This is a genomic window from Pseudolactococcus insecticola (genome assembly GCF_011170065.1).
In the GTDB taxonomy this organism is placed as follows: Bacteria; Bacillota; Bacilli; order Lactobacillales; family Streptococcaceae; genus Pseudolactococcus; species Pseudolactococcus insecticola.
The window spans coordinates 66,345-89,391 of sequence record NZ_BLLH01000007.1; the positions used below are offsets into that span (position 1 = coordinate 66,345).

20 protein-coding genes and 2 tRNA genes are annotated in these 23,047 nt (G+C 43.2%); 1 reads left to right on the forward strand and 21 read right to left on the reverse strand.

Annotation, left to right across the window (positions count from 1 at the left end; translation table 11 throughout):
- The 20 genes from Hs20B_RS06930 to Hs20B_RS07025 all read right to left on the reverse strand — a co-directional run bounded on the left by Hs20B_RS06930 (position 1) and on the right by Hs20B_RS07025 (position 21,111).
- Positions 1-1,311: a hypothetical protein gene (locus Hs20B_RS06930; RefSeq protein WP_172356955.1), complete on the reverse strand. Its 1,311-nt coding sequence runs from the start codon at positions 1,309-1,311 to the stop codon at positions 1-3.
- Complete coding sequence (locus Hs20B_RS06935; RefSeq protein ID WP_172356956.1) at positions 1,308-2,819, reverse strand: glycosyltransferase; 1,512 nt, start codon at positions 2,817-2,819, stop codon at positions 1,308-1,310. The genes Hs20B_RS06930 and Hs20B_RS06935 overlap by 4 nt, the downstream gene beginning before the upstream one ends.
- On the reverse strand, positions 2,816-4,204 hold the full coding sequence (locus tag Hs20B_RS06940; protein WP_172356958.1) for a hypothetical protein: 1,389 nt from the start codon (positions 4,202-4,204) through the stop codon (positions 2,816-2,818). Before Hs20B_RS06940 ends, Hs20B_RS06935 begins: the two co-directional genes overlap by 4 nt.
- The gene (locus tag Hs20B_RS06945; protein ID WP_172356960.1) at positions 4,201-5,286 is read right to left on the reverse strand and encodes a glycosyltransferase; all 1,086 of its coding nucleotides are present in this window, start codon (positions 5,284-5,286) and stop codon (positions 4,201-4,203) included. Before Hs20B_RS06945 ends, Hs20B_RS06940 begins: the two co-directional genes overlap by 4 nt.
- Positions 5,287-5,336: 50 nt before the next feature.
- Positions 5,337-5,672 carry a hypothetical protein gene (locus Hs20B_RS06950; RefSeq protein ID WP_228407524.1) on the reverse strand — a complete coding sequence of 112 codons (336 nt, stop codon included), beginning with the start codon at positions 5,670-5,672 and terminating at the stop codon, positions 5,337-5,339.
- Positions 5,673-6,692, reverse strand: a complete 1,020-nt coding sequence (locus Hs20B_RS06955; protein WP_172356961.1) for a glycosyltransferase — start codon at positions 6,690-6,692, stop codon at positions 5,673-5,675. It abuts the gene before it with no gap.
- A gap of 44 nt (positions 6,693-6,736) precedes the next feature.
- The gene (locus tag Hs20B_RS06960; protein ID WP_172356963.1) at positions 6,737-7,783 is read right to left on the reverse strand and encodes a glycosyltransferase; all 1,047 of its coding nucleotides are present in this window, start codon (positions 7,781-7,783) and stop codon (positions 6,737-6,739) included.
- Positions 7,780-8,931: a polysaccharide pyruvyl transferase family protein gene (locus Hs20B_RS06965; protein WP_172356965.1), complete on the reverse strand. Its 1,152-nt coding sequence runs from the start codon at positions 8,929-8,931 to the stop codon at positions 7,780-7,782. Before Hs20B_RS06965 ends, Hs20B_RS06960 begins: the two co-directional genes overlap by 4 nt.
- Positions 8,928-10,103: a glycosyltransferase gene (locus Hs20B_RS06970; protein WP_172356967.1), complete on the reverse strand. Its 1,176-nt coding sequence runs from the start codon at positions 10,101-10,103 to the stop codon at positions 8,928-8,930. Before Hs20B_RS06970 ends, Hs20B_RS06965 begins: the two co-directional genes overlap by 4 nt.
- Positions 10,103-11,584 carry an accessory Sec system protein Asp2 gene (locus Hs20B_RS06975; protein ID WP_172356969.1) on the reverse strand — a complete coding sequence of 494 codons (1,482 nt, stop codon included), beginning with the start codon at positions 11,582-11,584 and terminating at the stop codon, positions 10,103-10,105. The genes Hs20B_RS06970 and Hs20B_RS06975 overlap by 1 nt, the downstream gene beginning before the upstream one ends.
- 150 nt (positions 11,585-11,734) lie before the next feature.
- Complete coding sequence (locus Hs20B_RS06980) at positions 11,735-13,003, reverse strand: nucleobase:cation symporter-2 family protein (protein ID WP_172356971.1); 1,269 nt, start codon at positions 13,001-13,003, stop codon at positions 11,735-11,737.
- A gap of 1 nt (position 13,004) precedes the next feature.
- Entirely contained in the window at positions 13,005-13,586 is a 582-nt protein-coding gene (locus tag Hs20B_RS06985) for a xanthine phosphoribosyltransferase (RefSeq protein ID WP_172356973.1), read from the reverse strand.
- 136 nt (positions 13,587-13,722) lie between these two features.
- Positions 13,723-13,795 (reverse strand) — tRNA-Thr (locus Hs20B_RS06990).
- A 119-nt stretch (positions 13,796-13,914) separates the two neighbouring features.
- A tRNA-Thr gene (locus Hs20B_RS06995) sits at positions 13,915-13,987 on the reverse strand.
- A gap of 231 nt (positions 13,988-14,218) precedes the next feature.
- Positions 14,219-14,983, reverse strand: coding sequence for a DUF1803 domain-containing protein (locus Hs20B_RS07000; protein WP_172356975.1), 765 nt, complete (start codon positions 14,981-14,983; stop codon positions 14,219-14,221).
- The gene (locus Hs20B_RS07005) at positions 14,961-15,515 is read right to left on the reverse strand and encodes a YiiX/YebB-like N1pC/P60 family cysteine hydrolase (RefSeq protein ID WP_172356977.1); all 555 of its coding nucleotides are present in this window, start codon (positions 15,513-15,515) and stop codon (positions 14,961-14,963) included. The genes Hs20B_RS07000 and Hs20B_RS07005 overlap by 23 nt, the downstream gene beginning before the upstream one ends.
- Positions 15,516-15,741: 226 nt before the next feature.
- Positions 15,742-15,984 carry a type B 50S ribosomal protein L31 gene (locus Hs20B_RS07010; RefSeq protein ID WP_172356979.1) on the reverse strand — a complete coding sequence of 81 codons (243 nt, stop codon included), beginning with the start codon at positions 15,982-15,984 and terminating at the stop codon, positions 15,742-15,744.
- 98 nt (positions 15,985-16,082) lie between these two features.
- Positions 16,083-17,351, reverse strand: coding sequence for a UDP-N-acetylglucosamine 1-carboxyvinyltransferase (murA, locus tag Hs20B_RS07015; RefSeq protein WP_172356981.1), 1,269 nt, complete (start codon positions 17,349-17,351; stop codon positions 16,083-16,085).
- A 149-nt stretch (positions 17,352-17,500) separates the two neighbouring features.
- A complete protein-coding gene (locus Hs20B_RS07020; protein WP_172356983.1) occupies positions 17,501-19,405 on the reverse strand; it encodes an ABC transporter ATP-binding protein in 1,905 nt (634 codons plus the stop codon).
- Positions 19,405-21,111, reverse strand: coding sequence for an ABC transporter ATP-binding protein (locus Hs20B_RS07025; RefSeq protein WP_172356985.1), 1,707 nt, complete (start codon positions 21,109-21,111; stop codon positions 19,405-19,407). Before Hs20B_RS07025 ends, Hs20B_RS07020 begins: the two co-directional genes overlap by 1 nt.
- Before the next feature lie 118 nt (positions 21,112-21,229).
- Here Hs20B_RS07025 and Hs20B_RS07030 point away from each other — a divergent pair, with 118 nt between their 5' ends.
- The gene (locus tag Hs20B_RS07030) at positions 21,230-22,426 is read left to right on the forward strand and encodes a cation diffusion facilitator family transporter (RefSeq protein ID WP_172356987.1); all 1,197 of its coding nucleotides are present in this window, start codon (positions 21,230-21,232) and stop codon (positions 22,424-22,426) included.
- A 25-nt stretch (positions 22,427-22,451) separates the two neighbouring features.
- On the opposite strand, the gene Hs20B_RS07035 is transcribed toward Hs20B_RS07030, so the two are convergent.
- On the reverse strand, positions 22,452-22,931 hold the full coding sequence (locus Hs20B_RS07035) for a thiol peroxidase (protein WP_172356989.1): 480 nt from the start codon (positions 22,929-22,931) through the stop codon (positions 22,452-22,454).
- Positions 22,932-23,047 lie beyond the last annotated feature (116 nt).

The following is a 23,047-nucleotide window of genomic DNA, read 5'->3' on the forward strand; positions in this document are numbered from 1 at the left end:
TTATCCTCCAAACTGCGTCTGATAAGCCGCAACTGTCGCCGGCTTGCCTTTTTTATTGCGCAAAAGTTTCATCAGGCTATCATAGTTGTCGCGGTCAATGGCACCTAAAATATCAGGAAGCTCTGCTAAAATCACCTCGTAGCCACCATTTTTCGCTGTTTTTTGGTCCGCAATGACAAGCAAACCTTCGTGATAGGCACGGTAAATGTTGTTAAGCATCTGCGCGCCACGGTTGACGTCCAGATAAAAGTCATGGGTCGCAAGCAACTGATCAATCTGATCTCCCGAAATCCGCTCAATCAGATTGACATTATCATGGTCGTTTGCAAAATTACGCAGTTTGTCAGAAACCTCAGTCGGTGCGGCAATGGTCCATGATTTACCACGTTTAGCAAGCGTTTCAGCAATCGCATCGGCGTTCAGCACTTGATCTGAGAACGTGATTGAAAGCGCACCTTGACTATAGTCATTTTCCCTGCGAAACGCCTCGATTGCCCCCAGATAATCCAGTGGAATCTTGATATCTGTCGCAAGGTCTTGTACTTTTTTGAGCTGCTTGATATTTTCAAACAAAATGCGTTTTGTAGGCGTCCGTCCCGCCAAGATGCCAATCATATTGCCAGGAATGGCATCCTTGATAAACTCTTGAAAATAGAGCGTTGCACGCTGTGGCAAGCGATTTGACACAAATAAAGGCGTTGCAAGGTTGTTGTAGATAACCTCGTCAAACTGATATCCATATTTTTCCTTGACAATCGTTTCAATAAAATAAAACACAAAATCCGTCAGATTATTGAAGGAATGCGTCAGGCCGCCGTCTTTTAGACTGATGTGCTTCGTCGCAAGATCGTAGTCAATCACAGGTTTATCGTCTGCAAAGTAGACGATTTTCGACTCTTTTTCATCCTGATCAAAGATGACATCCGCATACTTTTGACCCTGGATATTATAGCGTTCAGCTGTGACTTTTTTCCCCAGACGGCTAAGCCAGACGACTTCCTTGACCAGACGATTAGTGTTTGGGTGGTAGAAAATATAGCCGACAATATTGTCGCCTTGGAGGATTTCAGACTTGGCACCATCTGCGTTTCTCGCCTCGTAAAATGGTGGCAGCGGTATTTGATTGAAATAACGATGCTTTTCAGGCATCTGATAATAGCCCATAAAATAAGAAAATGGATTTAAAATATCTGGATCTAAAAAACCGTCATACTGGATGTTCACATGAACAAAATCAACGCTTGCTTGCGTCAAGCTCGCCTTAAACCGCTGCGTATTTTCTCGGTTAAAATCCGTCAGAACTAGTTTCATGCCTCACCTCCATTGTCAGTGTTAATCCCTCTAAAAAGTACGGTATCATAAAGTGCACGCCATTTTTTCTTGACTTCAACATCGGTATACTGTGCTGCTTTTTCTTGTGAGTAGGCAATATTTTTTGCAAAATCAAGCGTTTGGACTTGCTTGATAATGGCTGCTGTCATGTCTTTTACCTGCGTTTTCGGATCCGTTTTTTCGATCAAAATACCATTAACGCCTGATTTGACAAACTCAGTATTGCCATAGTTGACATTTAAGCCAACGATTGGCAGCATCTCAGCAATCGCCTCCAAAATCGTAAGACCAAAGCCTTCTGATCCTGACGCCGTCAGATAGCCGCCAAATTGCGGATAAATCTCAGCCAGATTTTTGTGACCTTCAAGTATGATATAGCTTGATGCGTCGTATTTCTTGATTAAGTCTGCCAAGTCCTTGCGGAATTTTCCATCGCCATAGATATGAAATTCCAGTTCGGGTACTACTTTTTTAGCCGCAACGACTGCCTTTATCGAGATGTCAATATGTTTTTCAAACGCCAAACGGCTTGCCGTCATAAACTTGTACTTATTTTTTTCGACATTTTCACCGTCAGAGATATGCGTGATGGCACCCACAGGAATGGTCAGCACATCCACATCTGGATGCCCCATTTTCGCCATCTGCTCACGCAAAATCTCCTCTTGTTTGTAAGTTGACACGATGAAGTGGTCAATCCACTGCGGATTGACAAAGGGATATTCGTAAAAGTTATTCCAGCCAACCCAGTCATCCGTCGTTCTCGCTGCATTATAGTGCTCCGCATGAATCACCACACAAACTTTAGCCTCACCCGAATTTGGATAGAGCGCATCGCCGATTTCCTTGTTTCGATCAACAATAATCAAGTCATCCGCCGTAAACTCTAACCGCTTGAAAAATTCCTGATAAAAGGCATTGCGACCTTGTAACACCAAGTCATCAATCAAGGTCAGAGCGATTGCCTTGTCCTGATAAAACTGACGCATGCTTAACTTGCCATTTTCATCATAAAAATGACGTGCAGTCACAGCAGCTCCTGTGTAAAAATCAGTCGACGTCAGACGATCAGAATAATGATCAACTGTCATAAGCTTGCCATTAAAAATGGTATCAATCCTGTCAACCATGCCATTTTCAGGCAAGAGCCAAAGCTTATAATGTGTCTTATCAGACTTGTATGACACAAACTGCGATGTATCATCCGTTTTTTCAAACTCTGACGGAATTGTCGCAGCAAAGTCATCTGCCGAATACGACGACGGGTGATTTTTCTGACCAGCCATATATTTGTAGGCATTTAAGACGTAGTCCGGGTCAAAGCCCATTTTATCTGTGTAGACCGTGATATTTGTCGAGAGATAGTCACAAAACACGAAAAACTGGCGCTCAGGAAACTCCTTAACTAGCTCAAATCGGTATTTTTGCGCATATTCAATCCCGCTTGACGCGCGACCAATGCCTTTATTCATATGATAAATCGTCATTCTAAGATTTCACTCCATCTTTCTGCTGTTTTGTCACTTGAAAGCGTTTCCTGTTTTCTTGCTAAATCATCCGCCAAACGGCTGTAAAAACCTAGATTTGCGACGGCTTCCTTCGCGACCATGGCAAGCTGATCCATTGAGACTAGTTTCCCATTGTCATCAGAAATATAGGTTTGCATGACCGCATTGTCTTTTAACCCCAAAACAGGGATATGCGCTGCAATCGCCATCGCCACGTCAAATGCCACCAGATCGTGCTCCGTCAGATTGATGACAAGCATCGACTCTGTGATTTTGCGCTTGATAAAACTTGTATTGGGATTTGCGTAAAACTCGATTTTGTCAAGCTGTTCTGCGCCGCGCCACTTGATATGTGGCACTAAGTTATCACGACTCTTTCGACCATCCACTTGGATAATCATGCGCAAATCCGGCTGATAGTCAAAGATTTCTTTGATTTTGTCAGCAATTTTTTCATAGTTAAGCGCCTCACTCGCAGCCCCCAAAGTCAGATAAATCTGGCGATGATCCGCTGTAAATGTCCGCTGGATATGGTCTGACGCAATAAAATTATTCCAAGCTAACTTCGCCTGCGTCCGCTCACCATAGTCAAGCTGCGCCTGTTTCAGATCAGCTTGATTATTAAACACAACCGCTTCATAATGGTCAAATAAAATATCCAAAGACTTGCTAAATCGCTCTGTCAGAAGTAAAGCAACGCCTTTAGGCTCGTACCATGACTCACGCAAAGCCTCACGCATTTGCGTTGAGGCAACTAGAAAACGCTCATCAGTTGATTTTTTTGCCACCAATTGTTCAAAAGCCCAGCGCAGCGCTTTATTTTCAGAGTCAAAGCTCAGATTTTCAGGCACATACTTGACTTTTGAAATTTGACCCCAACGTCCCCTCCGAGTTAGCTCGAAAATTGGCTGACCGCCCGCATCTAGCAACTCTGCACGAACAACGTCAGGAGCTATCGGCGTCTCGCGGCTCATGAGAAAACCACCGTCATCATAGATGTCTTTTTGGGTCAACTTCCCCGCCACGTCAAAATACTGAACTTCCCCGACAAAGGCCTTGTCCCGCAAAGTGACAAGAATTTTTCGCCCGTCAGCACTGGTAAATGTCTCTGGCGTCTCACGCGCATAGTCATCAGAAATCTGCAGATCAGCAACTTTAAGTGCGACATCCCTAACCGCTTGTCTACCTGTAAATAGGTCATAAATCGACCAAACACTGCCAAAAGGCATGTTGTGTGCGCGAGCAGCAGCATTTTTCATCACTAAAAGGTGTGGTGTGATGACAGTCGCACCAAGTACTGGCTGCACGCCAATCACCGTCCGATTATGGTTAAACATACCAAAATCACTAAAAATAAGTGTCATAACTTTCCCTCAGTCTTTGTTTCAACCGCCAATTCTGCTAAACTATCTGTTTTACCTAGCGTCATGATTCTGACAGCTTCAAGGCAGGCGCGTTTTGAAAAATAGCCTGTTCTGATGGCTTCTGACCAGGGTTTAACAGCAGCTAATTTCGCCTGATAGTCAGCTTCTGAAAGCTCAGAAAGCACAGTATCAATGTCATTTAGATCATCTAGGACAATCCCTAGATTTTGACTTCTGACAAGTTCAGCATGTGCCATTTTTGAGCCAATGACAACCGGAATCCCTGCTGCCAAGTACTGTGACAGTTTCAGCGGATTGTTATATTCGCCGTATTTTTGCATGCCTTTAAAATTTACAGGCTTGGCATATTGGACCACGCCAAAACCGCCATCAAATAAAAACGGTATCGCATCAGACGACATTCTGCCTAGAAAATTAATGGCAGGATTCGTTTTTTCAAGACCTGCACTGTTGCCCACCATATCAAACGGGGTTTCAGCCGTATAGTCCAGCACCATATTTTGATTGATACGTGACCCTACAAAATAGAGCTTTTTGATGACTTTTTTATCGCGCAATGGACCGCTATAAAGCGAATCAGAGATGTCCATTGACAAGATAGCAGAATTAACACCACCTTCTTTGCGCATTCGTGCAGCCATTTTGCGATTGGCTGCGATGACGAGGTCAAATTCATTTAGCATCTTCAGCGAATAATCACCCGTATAATCACGGTCACGGTCATCTTTAACCCAAGCCATGACATCCCAAACCATAGCTGCAATTTTCACGCCAGGAATGACACGTAATTTTTGAAGAAAAATCTGCTCAAAACGGTTATCCGACTGCCACATTGGCCACTGTACAATCACAACGTCATTTGACTGAACACCTGATAAGAGCGTCGACACGCGCAACCCAATCTCCTCGTCAGACGCATCTCGCAGCGCATATGTATAGTAATTAATTGGGTTAAATCCGACAGCAAAAGCACTAGCTGCCGCTTGACGATTGGCAACAAAGCCACTAGCAGACGCATTTTTAGTGTCAGAACCATTTATTTTTGTAATCCAATATTGCATTCTTGTTTCCTTTGCTTCGTTTTATCTGAGATCTGTCATTTTCAACAACATCAAGTTTTCCAGCGACCACGACTTGGCCGTGCATTTTCCTTGTCACGAAAGGCCTCGGCATCCTTTGAAATACGTTTTGGACTAATATCTGTATCCACTTCCCAAGGATAAAGACCATCCTCGTTTTTCTCGTAAGTGTCCTCAATCATCTTTTCTTCATGCTCTTTGGTGCGCAATTTTGCACGTTTATGCGACACATAGAAATACCGCCAAAAGGCAATCATCATGAAAAAACCAGCAAGGCCACGAATTTTCCGAATAGGCTTACCATCCGTCAGCCACGCATATATGCCATCCCAAATCTTATCTAAAATATGTAAAATACTGTCTATCATCTAAAATCCTAACTGCATCCGACCGTCATCAAGTTGGTCGAAAAATTCAAGTCCGTCCAATTGTTGCAAGAGTCTACTTGTAAAATAGCCACTTCGCATCAATTCACCAAAGTAAGCCGTGTTTTTAAGGTAGTCAGCATAGGCTGTCTCGTCGATCTGTGACATCTTGGCATCAATCTCGTTAATATTTGAAATAGCAAAGCCGAGCTTATGCGCAACGATAAAGTCAGCATAGGCAAAATCGTCATAAACCACTACAGGCAAACCTGATGATAGAAACAAGGACAACTTATCATGGAAACTCAGTACTGCATAGTCATCTGTCTTACGACTATCACGCTCCAAAAAGCCAAAACCGCCATTCAGATAAGTCGGCAAGACTTCTAAGCTCGGGTTGGCTGTGAACTTGACGCTATCAGAACTTGCCACATCACTATGATTAGGGCCTAAAACTTTCAAAGTCGTCGTATTCGACCAATTCAAAAACTTAGTTTTTTTGCCAATATTCCCATAATAAATCACCTGACGCAAAAATTTCTTGTCTTGAACGGGAAAATCATGCACATAATCCGCAAAATCACTCACAAAAATTGGCTTATCATAGCCCAACTCCCGCAACTTTTTACGCATTTTTTCAGTGTGCGCAACGATAAAGTGATAGCGAAACAAGAGCTCAAGCGGAAAATTTTCCGCCGTCGCAGGATTTGCAAGAGCTGGAATTTGCTGGATATAAGCACCCATGGTCGCACCTTTAAAAGACGTTTCTTGGAAAAACATCTCCTCATAACGTTTGGAGTTCCACGTCGGATACTGATGCAAGACCAGATCGCCACGCTTAACACCAGCAATAATCCCCCAAATCCGATGTTGCAATTCGTCATCGGATTCGCCAGCGTCATTAAAGCGGAAAATTGCGAGTTTGCGATACTTTGCCGCTTTTGCAAACTGCGCAAAATCCGCCTGTGCTTTCTTATAGTCGCCGCGTGGCACTAAGCCCACGGTCTGTGTCAACCAGTTCATTATCTCAGTTCCTCTTATTACTTTTCATTACTTTTCAATACTTCTCAATACCGTAGCACATTAATATCGCCTGTATTTTCAGTAAAGGCAAACGCCGCAACCTCACTCATCACGCGCTTCGTAAAATAGCCACTTCGCAGCAAACCTGCAAAACGTTTAGTCGCAGCAACCATTTCAGCATAGTCTTTTGCACTTAACTCAGCTATCTTAGCATCGACCTGTGTGATATCGTCAATGACAAAACCAAGCTTATGCGCGACAATAAAGTCTGCCGACGGCATATAAGATTCGACGATAACAGGCAAACCCGCAGCCAGATAAGACGACAGCTTATGGGGTCCGTTAAAACCAGCATAGCGTGCCGACCAGTTATCTTCTTCAGGAATATCTTGGTAGTAAACTAAGCCAAATCCTCCCGTAAACTCACGTGGCAACTCATCAGCAGGCACCATACCTTTGTAGACAATGTTGCGTCCGGTCATGTTGTTTTCGATGAAATTATCAGGATTACCACCATACATGAGTAGCTTAGCATCATTATCCCAAGCAAGTAAAGCCTTAGCTTTACGTGGATTTCCCGCTGTGTAAACTTGCTTTTCAAAAGTCATCTCGTTGATTGGCATATCGCTTGCATAGTCAAAAAAGATATTCTCGAAAATTGGCTTATCATAGCCACGCTTTCTAAACTCATCTGCCATACGTTTTGTGTGAACAATCAAGAAATCATATCTCATCGCGTGCTCTTCTGGAAATGTCGAGTTCCATTTTGATGGGCCATTGACCCAGTTTGGAATATCGTGAATCATAGCGCCGCAGATCAGACCCCAAGACTGCATTTTTTGCAATAACCGCTTTTCAAAACGAGGAGAGTTCCACGTCGGATATTGGTGGATGATCATGTCCCCACGTGCAACACGCCCCAGAATCCCGTCAATACGGCTGGACATTTCACGGTCTGTTTCTTTACTGTCATTATAACGGTGGATGGGGATATTTTCAAAGCCAATTTCCTCTGCGAAATCTGCAAAATCACGGTCAGCCTTTTCGACCGTCCCTGCCATGCCATAAATTCGTGTGATATATTTTTTCATAGATAGATTTTTTCTGCTAATTGATATTTTAGATTGCCTAGTTTTTGTGCCGTTTCTGAAAATGTTGCTGAAACTTCTGGCGTCATATCGCCACTCTCAGCATAGTTGCGCCAGCCTGTGCCAAGTTTTGCCAAACTGCCATGTTTGACGTCATAGTAAGCACCGCCTGTGTTGATGAACGTCCCCGCAAAGCCATTTGCCGCAGCAATCATGTGGAAATGAAAACGTGTAGTAAACCAAATCGAATCTGGCGCAGCAGGAAAGCCGTTCCAAAGCAAATCTTTTGCCGTTGTAAAGACGATCGGATTTGGCGTGTAGCGCTTGATTGCACCTGCAAGCCAGCCGTCATCAGGCGAAATTGACTCTACAACATTGATTGGCGTCGTTTCATTAAAGTCATCACGCGTTTTAAGATAGTCAAAAATCGGCGTTAATGTCGCTTCAATCTCATCACGTCCTTGTAAATGACGCTGTAACAAGATATTGATTTTCGGCTTATCTAGGTCGTAAGCAATCGTTTTCTTCTCACGCATGACGTCTGAAAAGCCCAGAAACATGTCATCAAATCCAAGCGTCGCATTTGGCAAACTTGCTGCAGTCTCTTCATCTCGAACTTCAAATACGTCAAAGTTAGGAATGATGACGTCATTTAATTTGCCGACAAACTGCTCAGGAATCGGCGTCAAGCCAAGTCCCGTCGCAAATAATTTTATACTTGGATTTATTTTTTTGGCAGCATTAGCAAGTAAAAATAATTTAAATTGCCCTCTAAATGACCGCGAAATCCCGTTGATATAGCCACCGCCAACAAAATGAATACTCTGCGCTGATAGCAATAAATCAATCCCAAAATCAAGCTTTGGCAATTTTTGCGTCAGAAATTTTTCAACCTGTTCATCTGCTTTCGTAAAGTCAACGCCTAGATTATTCAGACGTTCCACCAACTGAAACAGTGTGTCAACAAAGTGAACATTACGATACTGAAAACCCCAAAAACTTGTTGCTAAACCAGGACGCAGAGTGTCCACGATGATTGTTTTGTCAGGATATTTTGCTGTCAAAAAATCAAGCCAGAGCTTTGGAATCAGCTCATCGCCGTAGTTAGGAGCACCTGAGTGTGCGACTAGATATATGATTTCTTGATTCATTTTAAGAGCTCCTCGTAATTTTGATAGATGGTATCAAGCAGTCCTGATTTTTCATAGATTTTTGAAGAATCAGCAGTTGCTTTTGATAGTGCACTAAATCCCAATTCATCAGTTTTTATCTCAACTTGTGTGTAAAAGATTTTCTTAGTACCCGACAACACTTCAAGCGCACGCACCACAGCATTTTTAATCGTTTGCCCGTCGCGGATACTAGCACCAATTGTCTGCATATTTTCAACCATTTGATTGTAATCTTCAGCTGAAATATCAGCTAAAGCCGCATCAACTTCGTTTAGATCATCTAGCGCCAGACCGATTTTGTTTTCTAAAACAAACTCAGCAATAGCAGATTTTGACCAGACGACTAGCGGTAATTCATGTGCCAAATAGTTTGATACTTTGAGTGGCATATTGTAGGCGGTATAGCGAGATTTTTTTCGATAATCAGGGTCATGTGTGCCATCCCAAACCAGACCAAACCCTTTAAAATCTGATACTGGCAGCTCTTCTGGCGCCACTTTCCCTCGATAATCTAAATTGCCTTTGAACGGTTTTTCCTGTCCTTCAGCCCATTTGGGAAGTGGCCCGTAGAGAATCATGTGAGTCTGTGCTTCATAGTCAATAGCAAACCAAGCTTTTCCTAGATTTCCCGTGTAAAGCGTTTCCCAAGCTGTCGTTTTTTCAGTGACTTTGTGATCAATGCCTGCTATTTCATCATCTGTCAAGCGATAGCCAAATGGTCCTTGCACCACGCTAGGTGTCGTCAAGCCTTTTTCTTCCATGACTGCCTGCATCTTAGGGCCATGCAAGATAATGGCGTCTGCCCGATTGAGCAACGCAATTTCTTGGTTATTTTCTTCTAACTCATAGGTCAAGGTGTAGGCATCATGCACTAAAACAACGATTTTTACCCCTTTTTTAACGAGTTCATCGACAATAATCGTCTCCTTAGCAAGCGATAAACCATAGTATGATGGATACTGATAAAATACAACATCCTCAGGCGTCAGTTGTGCAAAAAGACGTTCAGCACCACCGGCCCCAACACGATCTGGAATATCTAGATTTTTCATGCCAAGTTCGCCAAAAAACTGTGCATAGTCAGCGGTGACTTTGCCAATTGCGTTAAATTTCGCTTCTTCGGAAACTGGATTTTGTGTAAAATATTGCATCAAAGTTTATCCTTTATTTCTTTAAGACGCGCCATAATAAACGCGTTTTGTTCTCTTACTTTTCCCGCATGAAAACCGTCGTGCATCTCGATTGTGAGCGTTTTGGCGCGTGGTTTAACCACTTCTTCAAAAAAGCTAACATTGCGATCAAGTTCATCATCATGCATCATAAACAGGTGAAAATTTGTATCTGATATGTCGTGTTCTGCCACAGCTTTCGGTAATATTTGGTCCAATTTTTCGTCGTCAGACTTGTCTGTGCGCCCTGTCAGATACTCACGCGCATCAATCATTGCACCATCCATTTTATAGATCAGCCAGGTATCTGACGTGATTTTACCGACATTTGTTAGCGTCTTACAAGCGATAATATCCCCTGCCGACATCGTCACGCCGTAATAACTTGCTGAAAATGACCCCATAGACCACCCAGCAAAGATCAGATCTTTTCTTGTCAGACCGTTTTCAGAAAGTTTTTCGTCAATCAGACGCTTGACCTCATTTTCATAGTCCGTGTTAAGATTGCGTCCGAGCTGAAAAACGCCGCCACGGCTGCGGATATCTGCAAAAAGCAAGACGGGAAAGCCAAATTTCGCCATACTCATCCGCTCATACTGTGGTACTTCGTTCAAAGCACCTGAGAAGCCAACGATGAGTTTGCGTGTGTCATGACCGGGCATATAATAGGTATCAATCGGCTCGTTTTGCGCCGTCAGATAGCGCCTGTCTCCCGCAACAAACCGCCCCAGGCCATACTTGTATTTGTAGGTCCAAACTTTACCAATCACCGCCTGACCTTGACCTTCAACATAGATCATAACATCAAGTGTCGTATCTGGTAATTTTTCGAAAATCGCAGACGGTGTACGGGCATCAATCATTTCTTTTCTGACGATTTGGTAATTTTTATCGTACTGTGTGAAAACATAAGTTACTGTAACTGAGTCATCAGCTACCACGTCAAACTCAATCAGATACTTGCCTGCCTTATCAAAACGCCGATAGGGTCTGACATAGGTCTTAAACATCCAATTTCTAACCAACGGATCAAAGGTTGTCAACAGTTCTTTTTTTGCAACTTTGTGATCAAAAAAGAGTTCATAGCGGCCTCGACGCTCAATCGTCCCAGTAAAATCGTCAGAAAGCATGGCTGCCTCATCAGGCGCCAAATTCCACCCTTGAGTAAATAGCAAATCGTCAAAAATCCAATCAAGCAACGCCAAAAAATCTGGTGCTTCCCAGATTTCTGTCAGATCAAAATGCCCCCATTGTCCAAGCAGGGCAGCCTGTTTTGCAGTTGCATAGCCATAGACGATGTAGCGACTGCGAACACTTGTAACAAGTTTTTCAAGCGTCGACAGATCAACGCCACGGCAATCTAAAATCAGATAAGAGGCAGGTTTTGGCGCCTGCAAAAAATCGTCTAAAGATAACTGCTCTAGGGCCGTCAAATGTTGGGTATTTATGGCTAAATAAGTCATATTATCCTTCTAATTTCAATATATTATTAATTCTATTATACCATTTTTTGTGATTTTAAACATCTGAACCGGGTAAGGGACGGAGAATATAGACTGTTTTTGTCGATAAATAAAAAAGCAGCCACACTAAAGGTTACTTTTCCATATAATTTAATCTGGTTCACGATTAAAAATCACATTCAAGACAATGGCAATCAGCGTTGCCATGACGATGCCGTTATTTAAGAACATTTCAACCGTATCGGGCAGCGCTTGAAATAGACTTGTGCCGTTGAAGCCAACGCCTGCTGCAATAGCGACTGCCGCAATTAGCAGATTGTGTTCATTTTCAAAGTCGACACGAGCTAGCATCCGAATCCCTTGAACAGTGACCATCCCAAACATAACGAGCATGGCGCCACCCAAAACTGGACCAGGGATGATTTGCGCACAGGCACCAAACTTTGGTAACAGTCCCAAAATCACGAGAAAGCCAGCCGTATAAAAGATAGGGCGACGGGTTTTGATGCCTGATAATTGGACCAGACCGACATTTTGTGAGAAACCGGTATAAGGAAAAGTGTTGAAAATACCACCCAAAGTCACGGCGAGCCCCTCAGCACGATAGCCATTTCTCAGGCGTGTTTCAGAGATTTCATCGCCTGTAATATCTGAAAGTGCCAGGTAAACGCCTGTGGACTCCACCATTGACACTAAGGAAATAATCGTCATCATGATAATCGATGACAGGTCAAAAATCGGTTTACCAAAGAAAAATGGGGTTGGCACGTGGACGATCGGTGCTTGCGCGATTGGCGAGAAGTCAACGAGCCCCATAAATGCCGCGATAATAGTCCCCGCAACAAGCCCAATCAGAATCGCAATCGAGCGGATAAAACCTGTCGTTAGGGCATGAATCAAGAGGATGATCACGATCGTCACCGCCGCCAAAATCAGGCTTGAGAGTTTTGGTTTTGCGATATTATTGCCCATGTTCCCGATTGCAACGGGAATCAAGGTCAGGCCAATCGTTGTTATCACGCTGCCTGTCACGAGTGGTGGGAAGAATTTGCGGATTTTTGAAAAGACGCCAGAGATTAGAATCACAATGATCCCAGACACGATAATCGAGCCAAAAATGGCACCTGATCCTAGTTTTGCACCAATAATTGAGAGTGGTGCGACTGACTGAAAGGCAACCCCCAGGACAACCGGCAGGCCGATACCGAAGTATTTATTAACTTGAAGCTGTAAAAGCGTTGCGACCCCGCACATGAAAATGTCGGTCGAAATCAGATAGGTCAGCTCTTTTGATGAATAACCGAGCGCACCTGCGATCATGATGGGCACGAGAATCGAACCCGAGTACATGGCAAGTAAGTGCTGCAAGCCTAGAACAGCAGATTTCGAGTGTTTGATTTCTTGATTTTGATTGCTCATATTATAAGTCTGCCTCCGCAAATACAACTTCTCCCGCGTCAAATCCTGCGATTCTCGCAAGACTAAAGACGGGGATACCTGTTTCTTCGACTAAGCCGCGTCCAGTCTGGAAAGATTTTTCAATCACAATGCCTATACCTGCGACTTGAGCCCCTGCTTCGTGAAGAATTTTGATCAATCCGAGAGCCGCCTGACCATTTGCCAAAAAGTCATCGATCACAAGCACTTTATCTGTTTCTAACAGAAATTTTCTCGAGATTTGTACGGTTGACGTGATTTTTTTGGTAAATGAATAGACATCTGCCGTCAAAAGCTCATCGGTCATGGTCACGTTTTTAGCTTTTTTGGCGAAAATCATCGGCACATCAAGCGCCTCAGCCACGTATGCCGCAGGGACATTCCCACTTGCTTCAATGGTAACAACCTTTGTGATACCTGCATCTGCAAATTTTGCCGCAAAAACACGGCCAATCTGGCGCATGAGTTTGGGGTCAACTTGATGGGTCAAAAAGCTATCAACTTTTAAAATATCGTCTCCCAAAACCGTCCCGTCTTGCTTGATTCTAGCTACTAATTCTTCCATATACCTATCTTTCTAAAAAGAAAATCCCTCTGCGAAACGACGCAAAGAGACCTAAACTCCTTGCTTATTGGTTGGCATTTACGGTGCCAAGTAGAGACGCCCGACCAAATTACGAGCATAAATAAGCGATTGTTAATGCCAAAAATCGGAATCGAACCGACGACCTTCACCTTACCATGGTGCTGCTCTACCGACTGAGCTATTTCGGCGTAATGTTAGTGTTAATTGGTGTTAACATTGTTATGTGGAGTTTTTTCGAAAAAAACAAGGTAAAAAAAATCGTGCCAAGCGCGATTCTTCTGCTTCTTCGGGTGATTTAACCCGGTCATGCCAACTGCAGGGATCGAACCTGTGACCTGCTCGTTACGAGTGAGCTGCTCTACCAACTGAGCTAAGTTGGCGCATTTTTTGCGTCTGTGGGAAAGATTGTTGATTACTTTGCTGACATTTGAAAGAGCAGCCAGATGTAGAAATTCTTCGAATTTCTTTATCCGCCGATTGAAAGCAGTGCTTTCAACTCTACCAACTGAGCTAAATTGGCGCATTTTTTGCGTCTATGGGAAAATCACCATTTTCAGTAATCAATCTCACTTTTCTATTTTACCCAATTTTTGTCATTTTGACAAGAATTTTCATTCAAATGTTAGGAAATTTTCGACTTTTTTCGTCTGACGGATTTGTTGCGCGATGAAATCTTGTGCCGTGTCTAGCTTTTGAGTCGCTATTTTTTTATCTGCCAACGCAAATGTCGTCGCAAACAAATCAGGGGCCACTTCCCGAATATAACCATATTTCAAAAGTGTTCTGACGAAAATATCTGGTTTTTTATTTTTAACGGTGTCTTTTTTGGCGAATTTCAGGAGAAATGTCGTCATATATTTCAAGACATAGTTTGGATCACTATCACCGATAAGCTCAAAAACTTCTTCTTCAAGTGGGGTCAGCTTAACACGTTTATCAACATGATAAAAATAGTTGGCTAGACTGTCGTCAGAACGCTGAAAATCTGACGAAATATGCAGTTTGATGCCATTCGTATCATTTTTCAAAACCTGCTGGACTTGAGATGTCGCAAGCTTCGTCATCAACTTTGAACCATTTCTGACAAAAAACGGTGCGTCATACACAAGTCGTTTCGGCTCCAATGCGGGTAAAGTCAGGTCAAAATCACCATCTTCAAAAGTCTGAAAGGCATTGGTATAGCGCTTTTCAGCACGCCTGATAAAGCCTGCCTGAACAAAATCCTCAATCTGGCGCTCCAGATTTTTCACATCAGAAAAGACCACCTTGAGCTTGCGCAAAGTCACATCCTCATGTGTATCCAGGTGGTCAATCAGATCTTGAAAAAACGGACGTTCCGTGAGTTTCGTCTGATTAAAAATTTTGATTTGCGCCATCTGACAGGGTTCCTATTCGTTTGAGTTTTGAAAATTGCGATAAGTCATTCGGATTAGTTCCTGCTTGACCCAGCGGGACTGCTAGTCCTAGTCTGTCATAGTAGCTCTGCCAATACGGCGAAATCAAGTCCTCACCATCGCCGAATTGCATGGCAACTTCTGGCAATAACACTTGATTTTTAAAGGCATAGGCAACAAGCTGAGAACAATAAAATCCTTCTGCATCAGGATAAAAGCTCAAGTTATAAGGCTTACCCAACTGATTTTCAGCCCGCTCAATCACATCTGCCGTGTCAAAATCAATTCCTTCATCATCAAACCGATAAACGTCTGGATCAGGATTTTCAGCTAGAAATTCTGCCAACGTCTGCGCCACAACGCCATGTGTAAACGTTGCATGGATGATTTTGTTAGCCGCAGCAACGATTGCCACGTGGACATAGTCGCCCGTTGCCTCAGCAATAGCGGTCGAAAATTGCGTTTGGTCTGTTTTGACAAAAAGTAAATCAGCAGCTTTCAGGTGAATTGACATGCTTTTATTATACCAAATTTCCTAGACAGACGCTGTGTTTTAAGGTAAGAAAAAACACCCGCAGGCGTCTTTCCAATAAACCGTATTCTTGTATTCCAGATAACTCTAGAAATGAAATACAGCTTACAATCCGTATTTTTTGCTTTCTCGCTTTCGCTCGTCGCAGTAAAGTACGGTCTAGCCATGATTTCTTGTATTCCAGATAACTCTAGAAATGAAATATAGCTTACAATCCGTATTTTTTGTTGAAACGGTCCACACGGCCATCGGCTTGTGTGAATTTAGCTTTACCAGTGTAGAATGGATGTGAATCTGATGATGTTTCCACACGGATCAATGGGTAAGTGTTGCCATCTTCCCATTCAACAGTTTCGCTTGAGCCTTTTGTAGAGCCACTCAAGAATTTGAAGCCTGTTGAAGTATCCATAAATACTACTGGTCCATAATTAGGATGGATTTCTGCTTTCATGTTCGATATTTCCTTTCTGCCTTGGACTGTTTGCCAGTCCAAAGTAATCAATACTAATATAGTTTATCAAAACTAGCGACGATTTTCAAGCCCAAAACTCAATTTTCGTCAACTAATTTGATGTCAACACCAAGCGCTGTCATTTTTTCGATAATATTATCATAGCCACGCAGAATAAACTCAACATTTGAGATTTTTGTTTCGCCTGTTGCAATCACACCTGCATTGACAAGTGCTGCACCTGCTCGCAAATCTGTCGCCGTAACTTGTGCACCGTGCAGATCATTTGGCGCATGGTAGTTGATTTCGCCATTGCTAGCTTGGATGTTCGCACCCATACGTGCGAGTTCTGCGGCATGATTAACTCGTTTTTCATAAATGGTATCGATGATTTTGCCACGCCCATTTGCCATCAATAAAAGTGGTGTGATCGGCTGTTGCAAATCTGTCGCAAAGCCAGGATATGGCACGGTTTTGATGGTCACAGCTTTGAGATTTTCCGACTTGAGCACTTCGATTGAGTCGTCACGCACGACCATCTTGACACCCATCTCTTCGAGTTTTGCGATGAAAGACTCAAGATGCTCGTAAATCACGTTATTGACCACCACACCATCGCCAAAGGCAGCAGCCAGGCTCAAGTAAGTACCCGCCTCGATGCGGTCAGGAATCACGGTATGACGCGCACCACCGAGCTTTTGAACGCCGTCAATGCGGATGACGTCTGTGCCTGCACCACGAACTTTGGCGCCCATGTTGTTCAAAAGCGTTGCTACGTCGATGATCTCAGGCTCGCGCGCCGCATTTTCGATAATGGTACGCCCTTCTGCCTTAACCGCGGCAAGCATCGTGTTGATCGTCGCCCCCACTGAAACCATGTCCATGAAAATCGTCGTGCCACGCATGTGCTTACCATCTGTCGTCAGGTGCATGGCGTTTTCTTTAAAGGTCATCCGTGCGCCAAGTGCTTCAAATGCTTTGATATGCAGGTCAATCGGACGTGGTCCAAGGTCACAACCGCCAGGCAAGCCAACAGTTGCTTCGCCAAATTTACCAAGAAGCGATCCGTTAAAGTAATAAGACGCTCGCAAAGAGTTGATCTTACCATACGGTAGCGGTTTTGATTCAACGCCACGTGGGTCGATGGTCACTGTACCTGCCGCCATGTCACGCTCGACTGTTGCGCCCATGATTTCCATAATCTCAATCAAGCTTGCCACGTCAGAAATGTCAGGAACGCCTTCAAGTGTGACCACGTCATCTGCCAAAATCGTTGCTGGAATCAGCGCCACAACTGAGTTTTTAGCACCCGAAATCGTCACTTCGCCAGAAATGCGCTTACCACCGTTAATTACTATTTTTTTCATATTTTCTATCAAATCCAATTCTTAAAAATGTCAATTCATGCTTTTCTATTTTACCATATTTTTTTTCATTTGGCACCTTGACGAATTTTGGACACAAAAAAATCGATTCCTTTCGGGAAATCGATTTTTCTACTGCTTACTTTTCAATTTCAATCAAAGACAAATTGATTGTGATACAATTCGGCATAAAAACCATTTGGCACTTGGAGTAGCTCATGGTGGCTGCCTTCTTCAATGACCACGCCGTCTTTTAGGACAACGATTTTATCGGCATTGAGAATTGTTTTGAGTCTGTGTGCGATAACAAATGACGTCCTACCTGCAATTGCTGCTTCCATTGCCCACTGGATTTGTTGCTCAGTCACCGTGTCTACATTTGATGTCGCTTCATCCAAAATCAAGAGTTTTGGATTTGTCAAAATCGTCCGTGCAATCGAAATCTGCTGTTTCTGACCTGTCGAGAAGACATTTTCATCGTCGTCAACGAGCGTATCGTATTTATCAGGAAGACTATCAATGAATTCATGGATGTGCGTTGTTTTGGCTGCTGTGATCACAGCTTCGTCTGTCGCGTCAAAACCAAATTTGATGTTGTCCTTGATCGTTCCACTGAACAAAACAGAGTCTTGCAGCACGATACCAACGCCACGACGCAATGAATCCAAATCCATGTCGCGAATATCAACGCCATCAAACTTGATGCTACCCTTGTCAACATCATAAAAACGATTCATCAGATTCATGATTGTGGTCTTACCAGAACCTGTCGGTCCAACAACTGCAACCATCTGACCTTTTTTGACATCAATCGACACGTCACGCAAAATCGGTTTACCCGGTACGTAGCTAAAGTCGATATTTTCAATCTGAACACCTGATTCAATGCCAGTGAAGGATTTGCCATTTTCAGGGCGAACTTCATCTTTTTCGTCAAACATTTCTTGCAAACGGCGGGCACCTGTGACAGCCATTTGAAGTTGTGAAAATGACGATGAAATCTGCATGACAGGCTGGTAGTATTGTTGTGAATATTGCACAAACATCACGACTAGACCAAGCGCTGCTGCTGTTGACATTGACTTGTCATTGAGTGCGATAAGTGAGCCTGCAAAAATGACGATTGCCAGATTGACAAAACTCATACCAGTCATGACAGGCATGAGCATGCCCGAGTAGACTTGACCTTTGAAAGTTGCACTACGCACTTTATCATTTTGCTTGACAAAGCCTTCAATCGCGTCTAACTCAAGACCCTCAACGATGATGACTTTCTGACCAGAAATTTTCTCATCCATATAGGCGTTTAGTTTACCGACTTCATTTTGTTGCAAGTCGATATATTTCTTGGCTTGACGGATGATAATGGCAACAAGGATCAACGCAACTGGTGTTGATGCGATTGTTACCCATGCGAGACTCACGTTCTGACGGAACATCATGATCAGAACACCGATAAACATGGCTGATTGCGTTGCCACTTGTACGAGTGATTGATTGAGCGAGTTTTGGATGTTATCCAAATCTGACGTAAAGCGGCTGAGAATGTCGCCATCTTGATGACGGTCAAAAAACGAAATCGTCAGACGTTCTAGCTTGCCAAACAGACCTTTACGCATTGAGTTTGTCGAGTGAGACACGATACGACCGAACAAAACGCTGTAAATCAGCATGGCAATTGTCATAAAGACATAAGACAGTAAAAGTTTCCACATCACCGCGACAAATGCTGTCTTTTCTGGTGCGTGTTTTGCCAAGTTGACAAGTTTTGTCACGTCAGTTGGCAGGCCATTTTTATGTAGCTGAGCGGCAAGTTGTTGCGGCAACTCTTGTGGGATATGCCCGTTAAACGATGCCACAACTTTTTGTGCACCTTGATGCTTGAAATAATCGCCTAACCACTCACCCAGTTTTGTTAGCGCATCGCCTAGAAAAACAGGCGCTTTAACTTGCAAATAAGTGGCTGCAATCACAGCAATAGCGATGATCAGAAATGATAGCTTGAATTTTTTGAAGTAATTCCAGAAAAATTTGATGGCTTTTTGATATTCTCCCATTAGGCTTCACTTCCTTTCTGTGTTGCGTAGATTTCACGGTAAATCTCGTTTGTTTCGACGAGTTCCTTATGTGTACCCACGCCGATCAGTTTGCCCGCATCCAAAACAAGGATCTTATCGGCATGTACCACTGATGAGATTTTTTGGGCAATGATGATTTTAGTCGTGTTGGCAAGTTCCCCAGCAAGCGCTTGTTGCACCAATTTTTCAGATTTGGCATCAAGTGCTGATGTCGAATCATCTAGGATCAAAATTTTCGGATCGCCGATAACACCACGCGCGATGGACATACGTTGTTTTTGACCACCTGAGAAGTTGGTCCCACGTTCTTCGACTGAACTATCATAGATATCCGCCATTTTTTCGATAAATTCGCGTGCTTGCGAGATTGAGCTGGCACGTTTCATGTCGTCAATCGTCGCATCTGCCTTACCATGTTTCAGGTTTTGCGCAATGGTCCCTGAGAACAAAATCGCCCGTTGTAAGACGATAGACACCGTCTCACGTAGATTTTTACGATTGAGCTCACGCAGATCATGACCACCGATTTTGATTGCGCCTTCGGTCGGATCAAACAGTCGTGGAATCAGCTGAGCAAGTGTTGACTTCCCAGCACCCGTCGCCCCAACGACACCAACCATTTCCCCAGCTTTGATGCTAAAAGAAATATTTTCAAGCGTTGGCTCATCGTCAGTCGGATAGGTAAATGTGACATTGTCAAACTCAAGATCACCCGTCAGATCAATATCTGCACTGTCTTCAAAGGTCATAGCAGGCTTGGTATTGATCACTTCGCCGATCCGTTTGAGTGAGATAAAGGCACGTGACGCCATCATAGACATCATACCACCCATGATAATGGCAAACATGATTTGCATCATGTAAGTCATAAATGATGCAATGCCAGCAAGATCTTTTGGTTCTTTTTGGACGTAAGTCGACACAAACCAGATGGCTCCAAAAACAGCAAGATAGGCCGCAAAAGTGAAGGCTGGAATCATGGCAGAAAAGATGTAGCTAACTGCTAAGTTATGTCCTAACAGCTCATCTGAGTTCTCGTCAAATTTCGCCGCTTGATTTTTTTCTTGGACAAAAGACTTAACGACACGTGTGCCGCGAAGATTTTCCTTAGCAATACCGTTTAGTTTATCCATCAAGGTTTGGAAAGCACCAAAATGTTTGCCCATGCTCCCCATAGATGCCGCCGTGATCAAGACGATAACGACAACTAAAAGCACGATAATCCACCACAGTTTTGGTAGCGTATGAATCGCAAGGATAAATGATCCAATAAATAAAAGCGGTACTCGCAAAAGAATTTGGAACAAAATCATAATCAAGTTCATGACCTGATTGACGTCATTTGTCATGCGAACGACAAGATTTCCGGCGTTAAATTTTTCGATATTAGCATATGAAAAACTTTGGATTTTTCGGAAAGTTTGTTCCCGTAAATCAGCTGAAACACCTTGTGCAATTTTGGCTGCAAAGATTGTATTGACAACCCCAGCTAGAAGACCGATACCTGCGATAATCAGGAGTTGCACACCGTAGTCTGCGATTTTGTTTTTGTCATTTTCAGACACAGCCTCAAGGACTTTGGTCAAGATTTGTGGCTGCCAAAGCGTCGTTGCAACAACTAAGATGACCATTGCAAGCGAGCCTAGCGCCCAAAACTTGTACTGTTTGATTGCTTTGATGAGCATAAATATTTCCTTTCAATGTTAAATCTTTACTATTCTAACATATTTCATGGCATTTTACCCTTTGAGAAATTCACAAATTTTTGAGCCGATTTGGCATTTAATTTGTTATAATAGACTAATGGAAAATTCACGTTATAAAGACTTGAAATTAGCGGAACGCGGGGCACTTTTGAGCATCTGGGCCTATGTTATTTTGTCCCTCATCAAAATCTCTGTTTCAAGTATGACACATTCTGAGAGTTTACGAGCAGATGGATTTAACAATGTCACTGATATTTTGGGTAATGTCGCCGTTTTGATTGGCTTAAAAATTGCCCGCAGACCTGCTGATGACGATCATACCTATGGCCACTGGAAAGTTGAGTCAGTCGCCTCTCTTCTGACGAGTTTTATCATGTTTGTCGTCGGCTTTTTTGTCTTAAAAGACACGGTAGATGCGATTTTACACAATACCAAAACGTCTGTCGACCTCGTTGGGTCACTTGTCGGGATTTTCTCGGCCGTGGTCATGATAGGGATTTACTTTTACAACCGAAATCTCGCCAAAAAATCTAAAAGTTCTGCTCTGATGAGCGCCGCAAAGGATAATCTGTCTGACGCAGTCACGTCAATTGCGACATCAATTGCAATCTTTGCAGCGTCCTTTAACTTGACCATCATTGATAGACTCATGGCTGTGGTCATCACGGTTTTCATCTTCAAAACTGCCTATGATATTTTTGCTGAGTCCGTGTTTAGCTTATCTGATGGCTTTGACGAAGAAAAGATAGCGACTTACACTGCTGCGATTGCTGAGATTGACAAGGTTACGCGCGTCAAATTTATCCGCGGGCGAACTTACGGTAGTAATATCTTTTTAGATGTCGTCGTTGAGATGTCGCCTGATCTCTCAGTTTTTGAGAGCCATGCGGCGACCGAGGTCATCGAAAATACCCTGAAAGCAAACTTTGATGTGTTTGATGTGGATGTCCATGTCGAGCCTGCTATCTTGCCTGATGAGGAACGTGACGCTAGTCTGGCGCTGCATTTGCTTGGTTTAGAAGAACAAGTGCTAAACGGTTCAGACGCGCAACTCCTGTCAGAACATTTTACCGAGATTCGCCGTGACGGCATTGAAATCACAAAAGCGGATAAGCTAACTGAACACCATGAAAATCTAGCGATTGCAGCCTTCAAACCAGATCGCATCTCAAAAAAAACCTTTGTTTTGACCTATGAATTTTTTGAAAATGGCGAAACATTTGCAGTAACCTCCATCTGGCGCAGACGAACCAGCTGGTTTTGTGAGGCACGTCAAATCACAAAAAAATCCTGATTTATTGAAATCAGGATTTTTTCTATCATTTATTTTCAGCTGCAATTTTAAGCGCACGATCGTAGTTGGGCTCATCTGTCATCTCATCTAAAATCTCAGAGTAGATAATCTGACCATTTTTAATGACGTAGACGCTGCGTGCTAGGAGATTTGACTGCGTCATAACTAGGCCGTAGAGCTTACCAAATTCATTTTTTTCGTCAGATAGGACTGTCATATCAACGCCTTCAGCCGCGCACCAATTAGCCTGTTCATCCAGTGTGTTGTTTGAGATAGATAGAAACGAAATATCTGCGTTCGCAGCTGCCTCAGCATTGAACCTGCGGGTTTGTAGCGAACAAACGCGGGTGTTGATATCAGGAAAAACACTGATGATGATTGGGTCAGAAAGCTCAGATAGGGTAACTGCCACTTGATTTTGGTCCGTTAGTGTAAAATCTGGCGCCTGACCCTCTGTAATCGGTGTGATCTCGTCAAACACCTCGTTATGTCTTGTGATAATCATAGTCTTTGCTCCATTCTTTTGGTCTATTTTTGAGAATAATCCTTCTTAATCTAATTATAATAAAAAATCGGCTGAGTGCGAACTCAAACGACTTGTCATTTTTGATTTTCTTGCTG

What these genes read in the sequence shown, in the direction of transcription:
- Hs20B_RS06930 (WP_172356955.1), bottom strand. Translation starts at nt 1,311, where the DNA reads ATGAAACTAGTTCTGACGGATTTTAACCGAGAAAATACGCAGCGGTTT.
- Hs20B_RS06935 (WP_172356956.1), bottom strand. Translation starts at nt 2,819, where the DNA reads ATGACGATTTATCATATGAATAAAGGCATTGGTCGCGCGTCAAGCGGG.
- Hs20B_RS06940 (WP_172356958.1), bottom strand. Translation starts at nt 4,204, where the DNA reads ATGACACTTATTTTTAGTGATTTTGGTATGTTTAACCATAATCGGACG.
- Hs20B_RS06945 (WP_172356960.1), bottom strand. Translation starts at nt 5,286, where the DNA reads ATGCAATATTGGATTACAAAAATAAATGGTTCTGACACTAAAAATGCG.
- Hs20B_RS06950 (WP_228407524.1), bottom strand. Translation starts at nt 5,672, where the DNA reads ATGATAGACAGTATTTTACATATTTTAGATAAGATTTGGGATGGCATA.
- Hs20B_RS06955 (WP_172356961.1), bottom strand. Translation starts at nt 6,692, where the DNA reads ATGAACTGGTTGACACAGACCGTGGGCTTAGTGCCACGCGGCGACTAT.
- Hs20B_RS06960 (WP_172356963.1), bottom strand. Translation starts at nt 7,783, where the DNA reads ATGAAAAAATATATCACACGAATTTATGGCATGGCAGGGACGGTCGAA.
- Hs20B_RS06965 (WP_172356965.1), bottom strand. Translation starts at nt 8,931, where the DNA reads ATGAATCAAGAAATCATATATCTAGTCGCACACTCAGGTGCTCCTAAC.
- Hs20B_RS06970 (WP_172356967.1), bottom strand. Translation starts at nt 10,103, where the DNA reads ATGCAATATTTTACACAAAATCCAGTTTCCGAAGAAGCGAAATTTAAC.
- Hs20B_RS06975 (WP_172356969.1), bottom strand. Translation starts at nt 11,584, where the DNA reads ATGACTTATTTAGCCATAAATACCCAACATTTGACGGCCCTAGAGCAG.
- Hs20B_RS06980 (WP_172356971.1), bottom strand. Translation starts at nt 13,003, where the DNA reads ATGAGCAATCAAAATCAAGAAATCAAACACTCGAAATCTGCTGTTCTA.
- Hs20B_RS06985 (WP_172356973.1), bottom strand. Translation starts at nt 13,586, where the DNA reads ATGGAAGAATTAGTAGCTAGAATCAAGCAAGACGGGACGGTTTTGGGA.
- Hs20B_RS07000 (WP_172356975.1), bottom strand. Translation starts at nt 14,983, where the DNA reads ATGGCGCAAATCAAAATTTTTAATCAGACGAAACTCACGGAACGTCCG.
- Hs20B_RS07005 (WP_172356977.1), bottom strand. Translation starts at nt 15,515, where the DNA reads ATGTCAATTCACCTGAAAGCTGCTGATTTACTTTTTGTCAAAACAGAC.
- Hs20B_RS07010 (WP_172356979.1), bottom strand. Translation starts at nt 15,984, where the DNA reads ATGAAAGCAGAAATCCATCCTAATTATGGACCAGTAGTATTTATGGAT.
- murA (WP_172356981.1), bottom strand. Translation starts at nt 17,351, where the DNA reads ATGAAAAAAATAGTAATTAACGGTGGTAAGCGCATTTCTGGCGAAGTG.
- Hs20B_RS07020 (WP_172356983.1), bottom strand. Translation starts at nt 19,405, where the DNA reads ATGGGAGAATATCAAAAAGCCATCAAATTTTTCTGGAATTACTTCAAA.
- Hs20B_RS07025 (WP_172356985.1), bottom strand. Translation starts at nt 21,111, where the DNA reads ATGCTCATCAAAGCAATCAAACAGTACAAGTTTTGGGCGCTAGGCTCG.
- Hs20B_RS07030 (WP_172356987.1), top strand. Translation starts at nt 21,230, where the DNA reads ATGGAAAATTCACGTTATAAAGACTTGAAATTAGCGGAACGCGGGGCA.
- Hs20B_RS07035 (WP_172356989.1), bottom strand. Translation starts at nt 22,931, where the DNA reads ATGATTATCACAAGACATAACGAGGTGTTTGACGAGATCACACCGATT.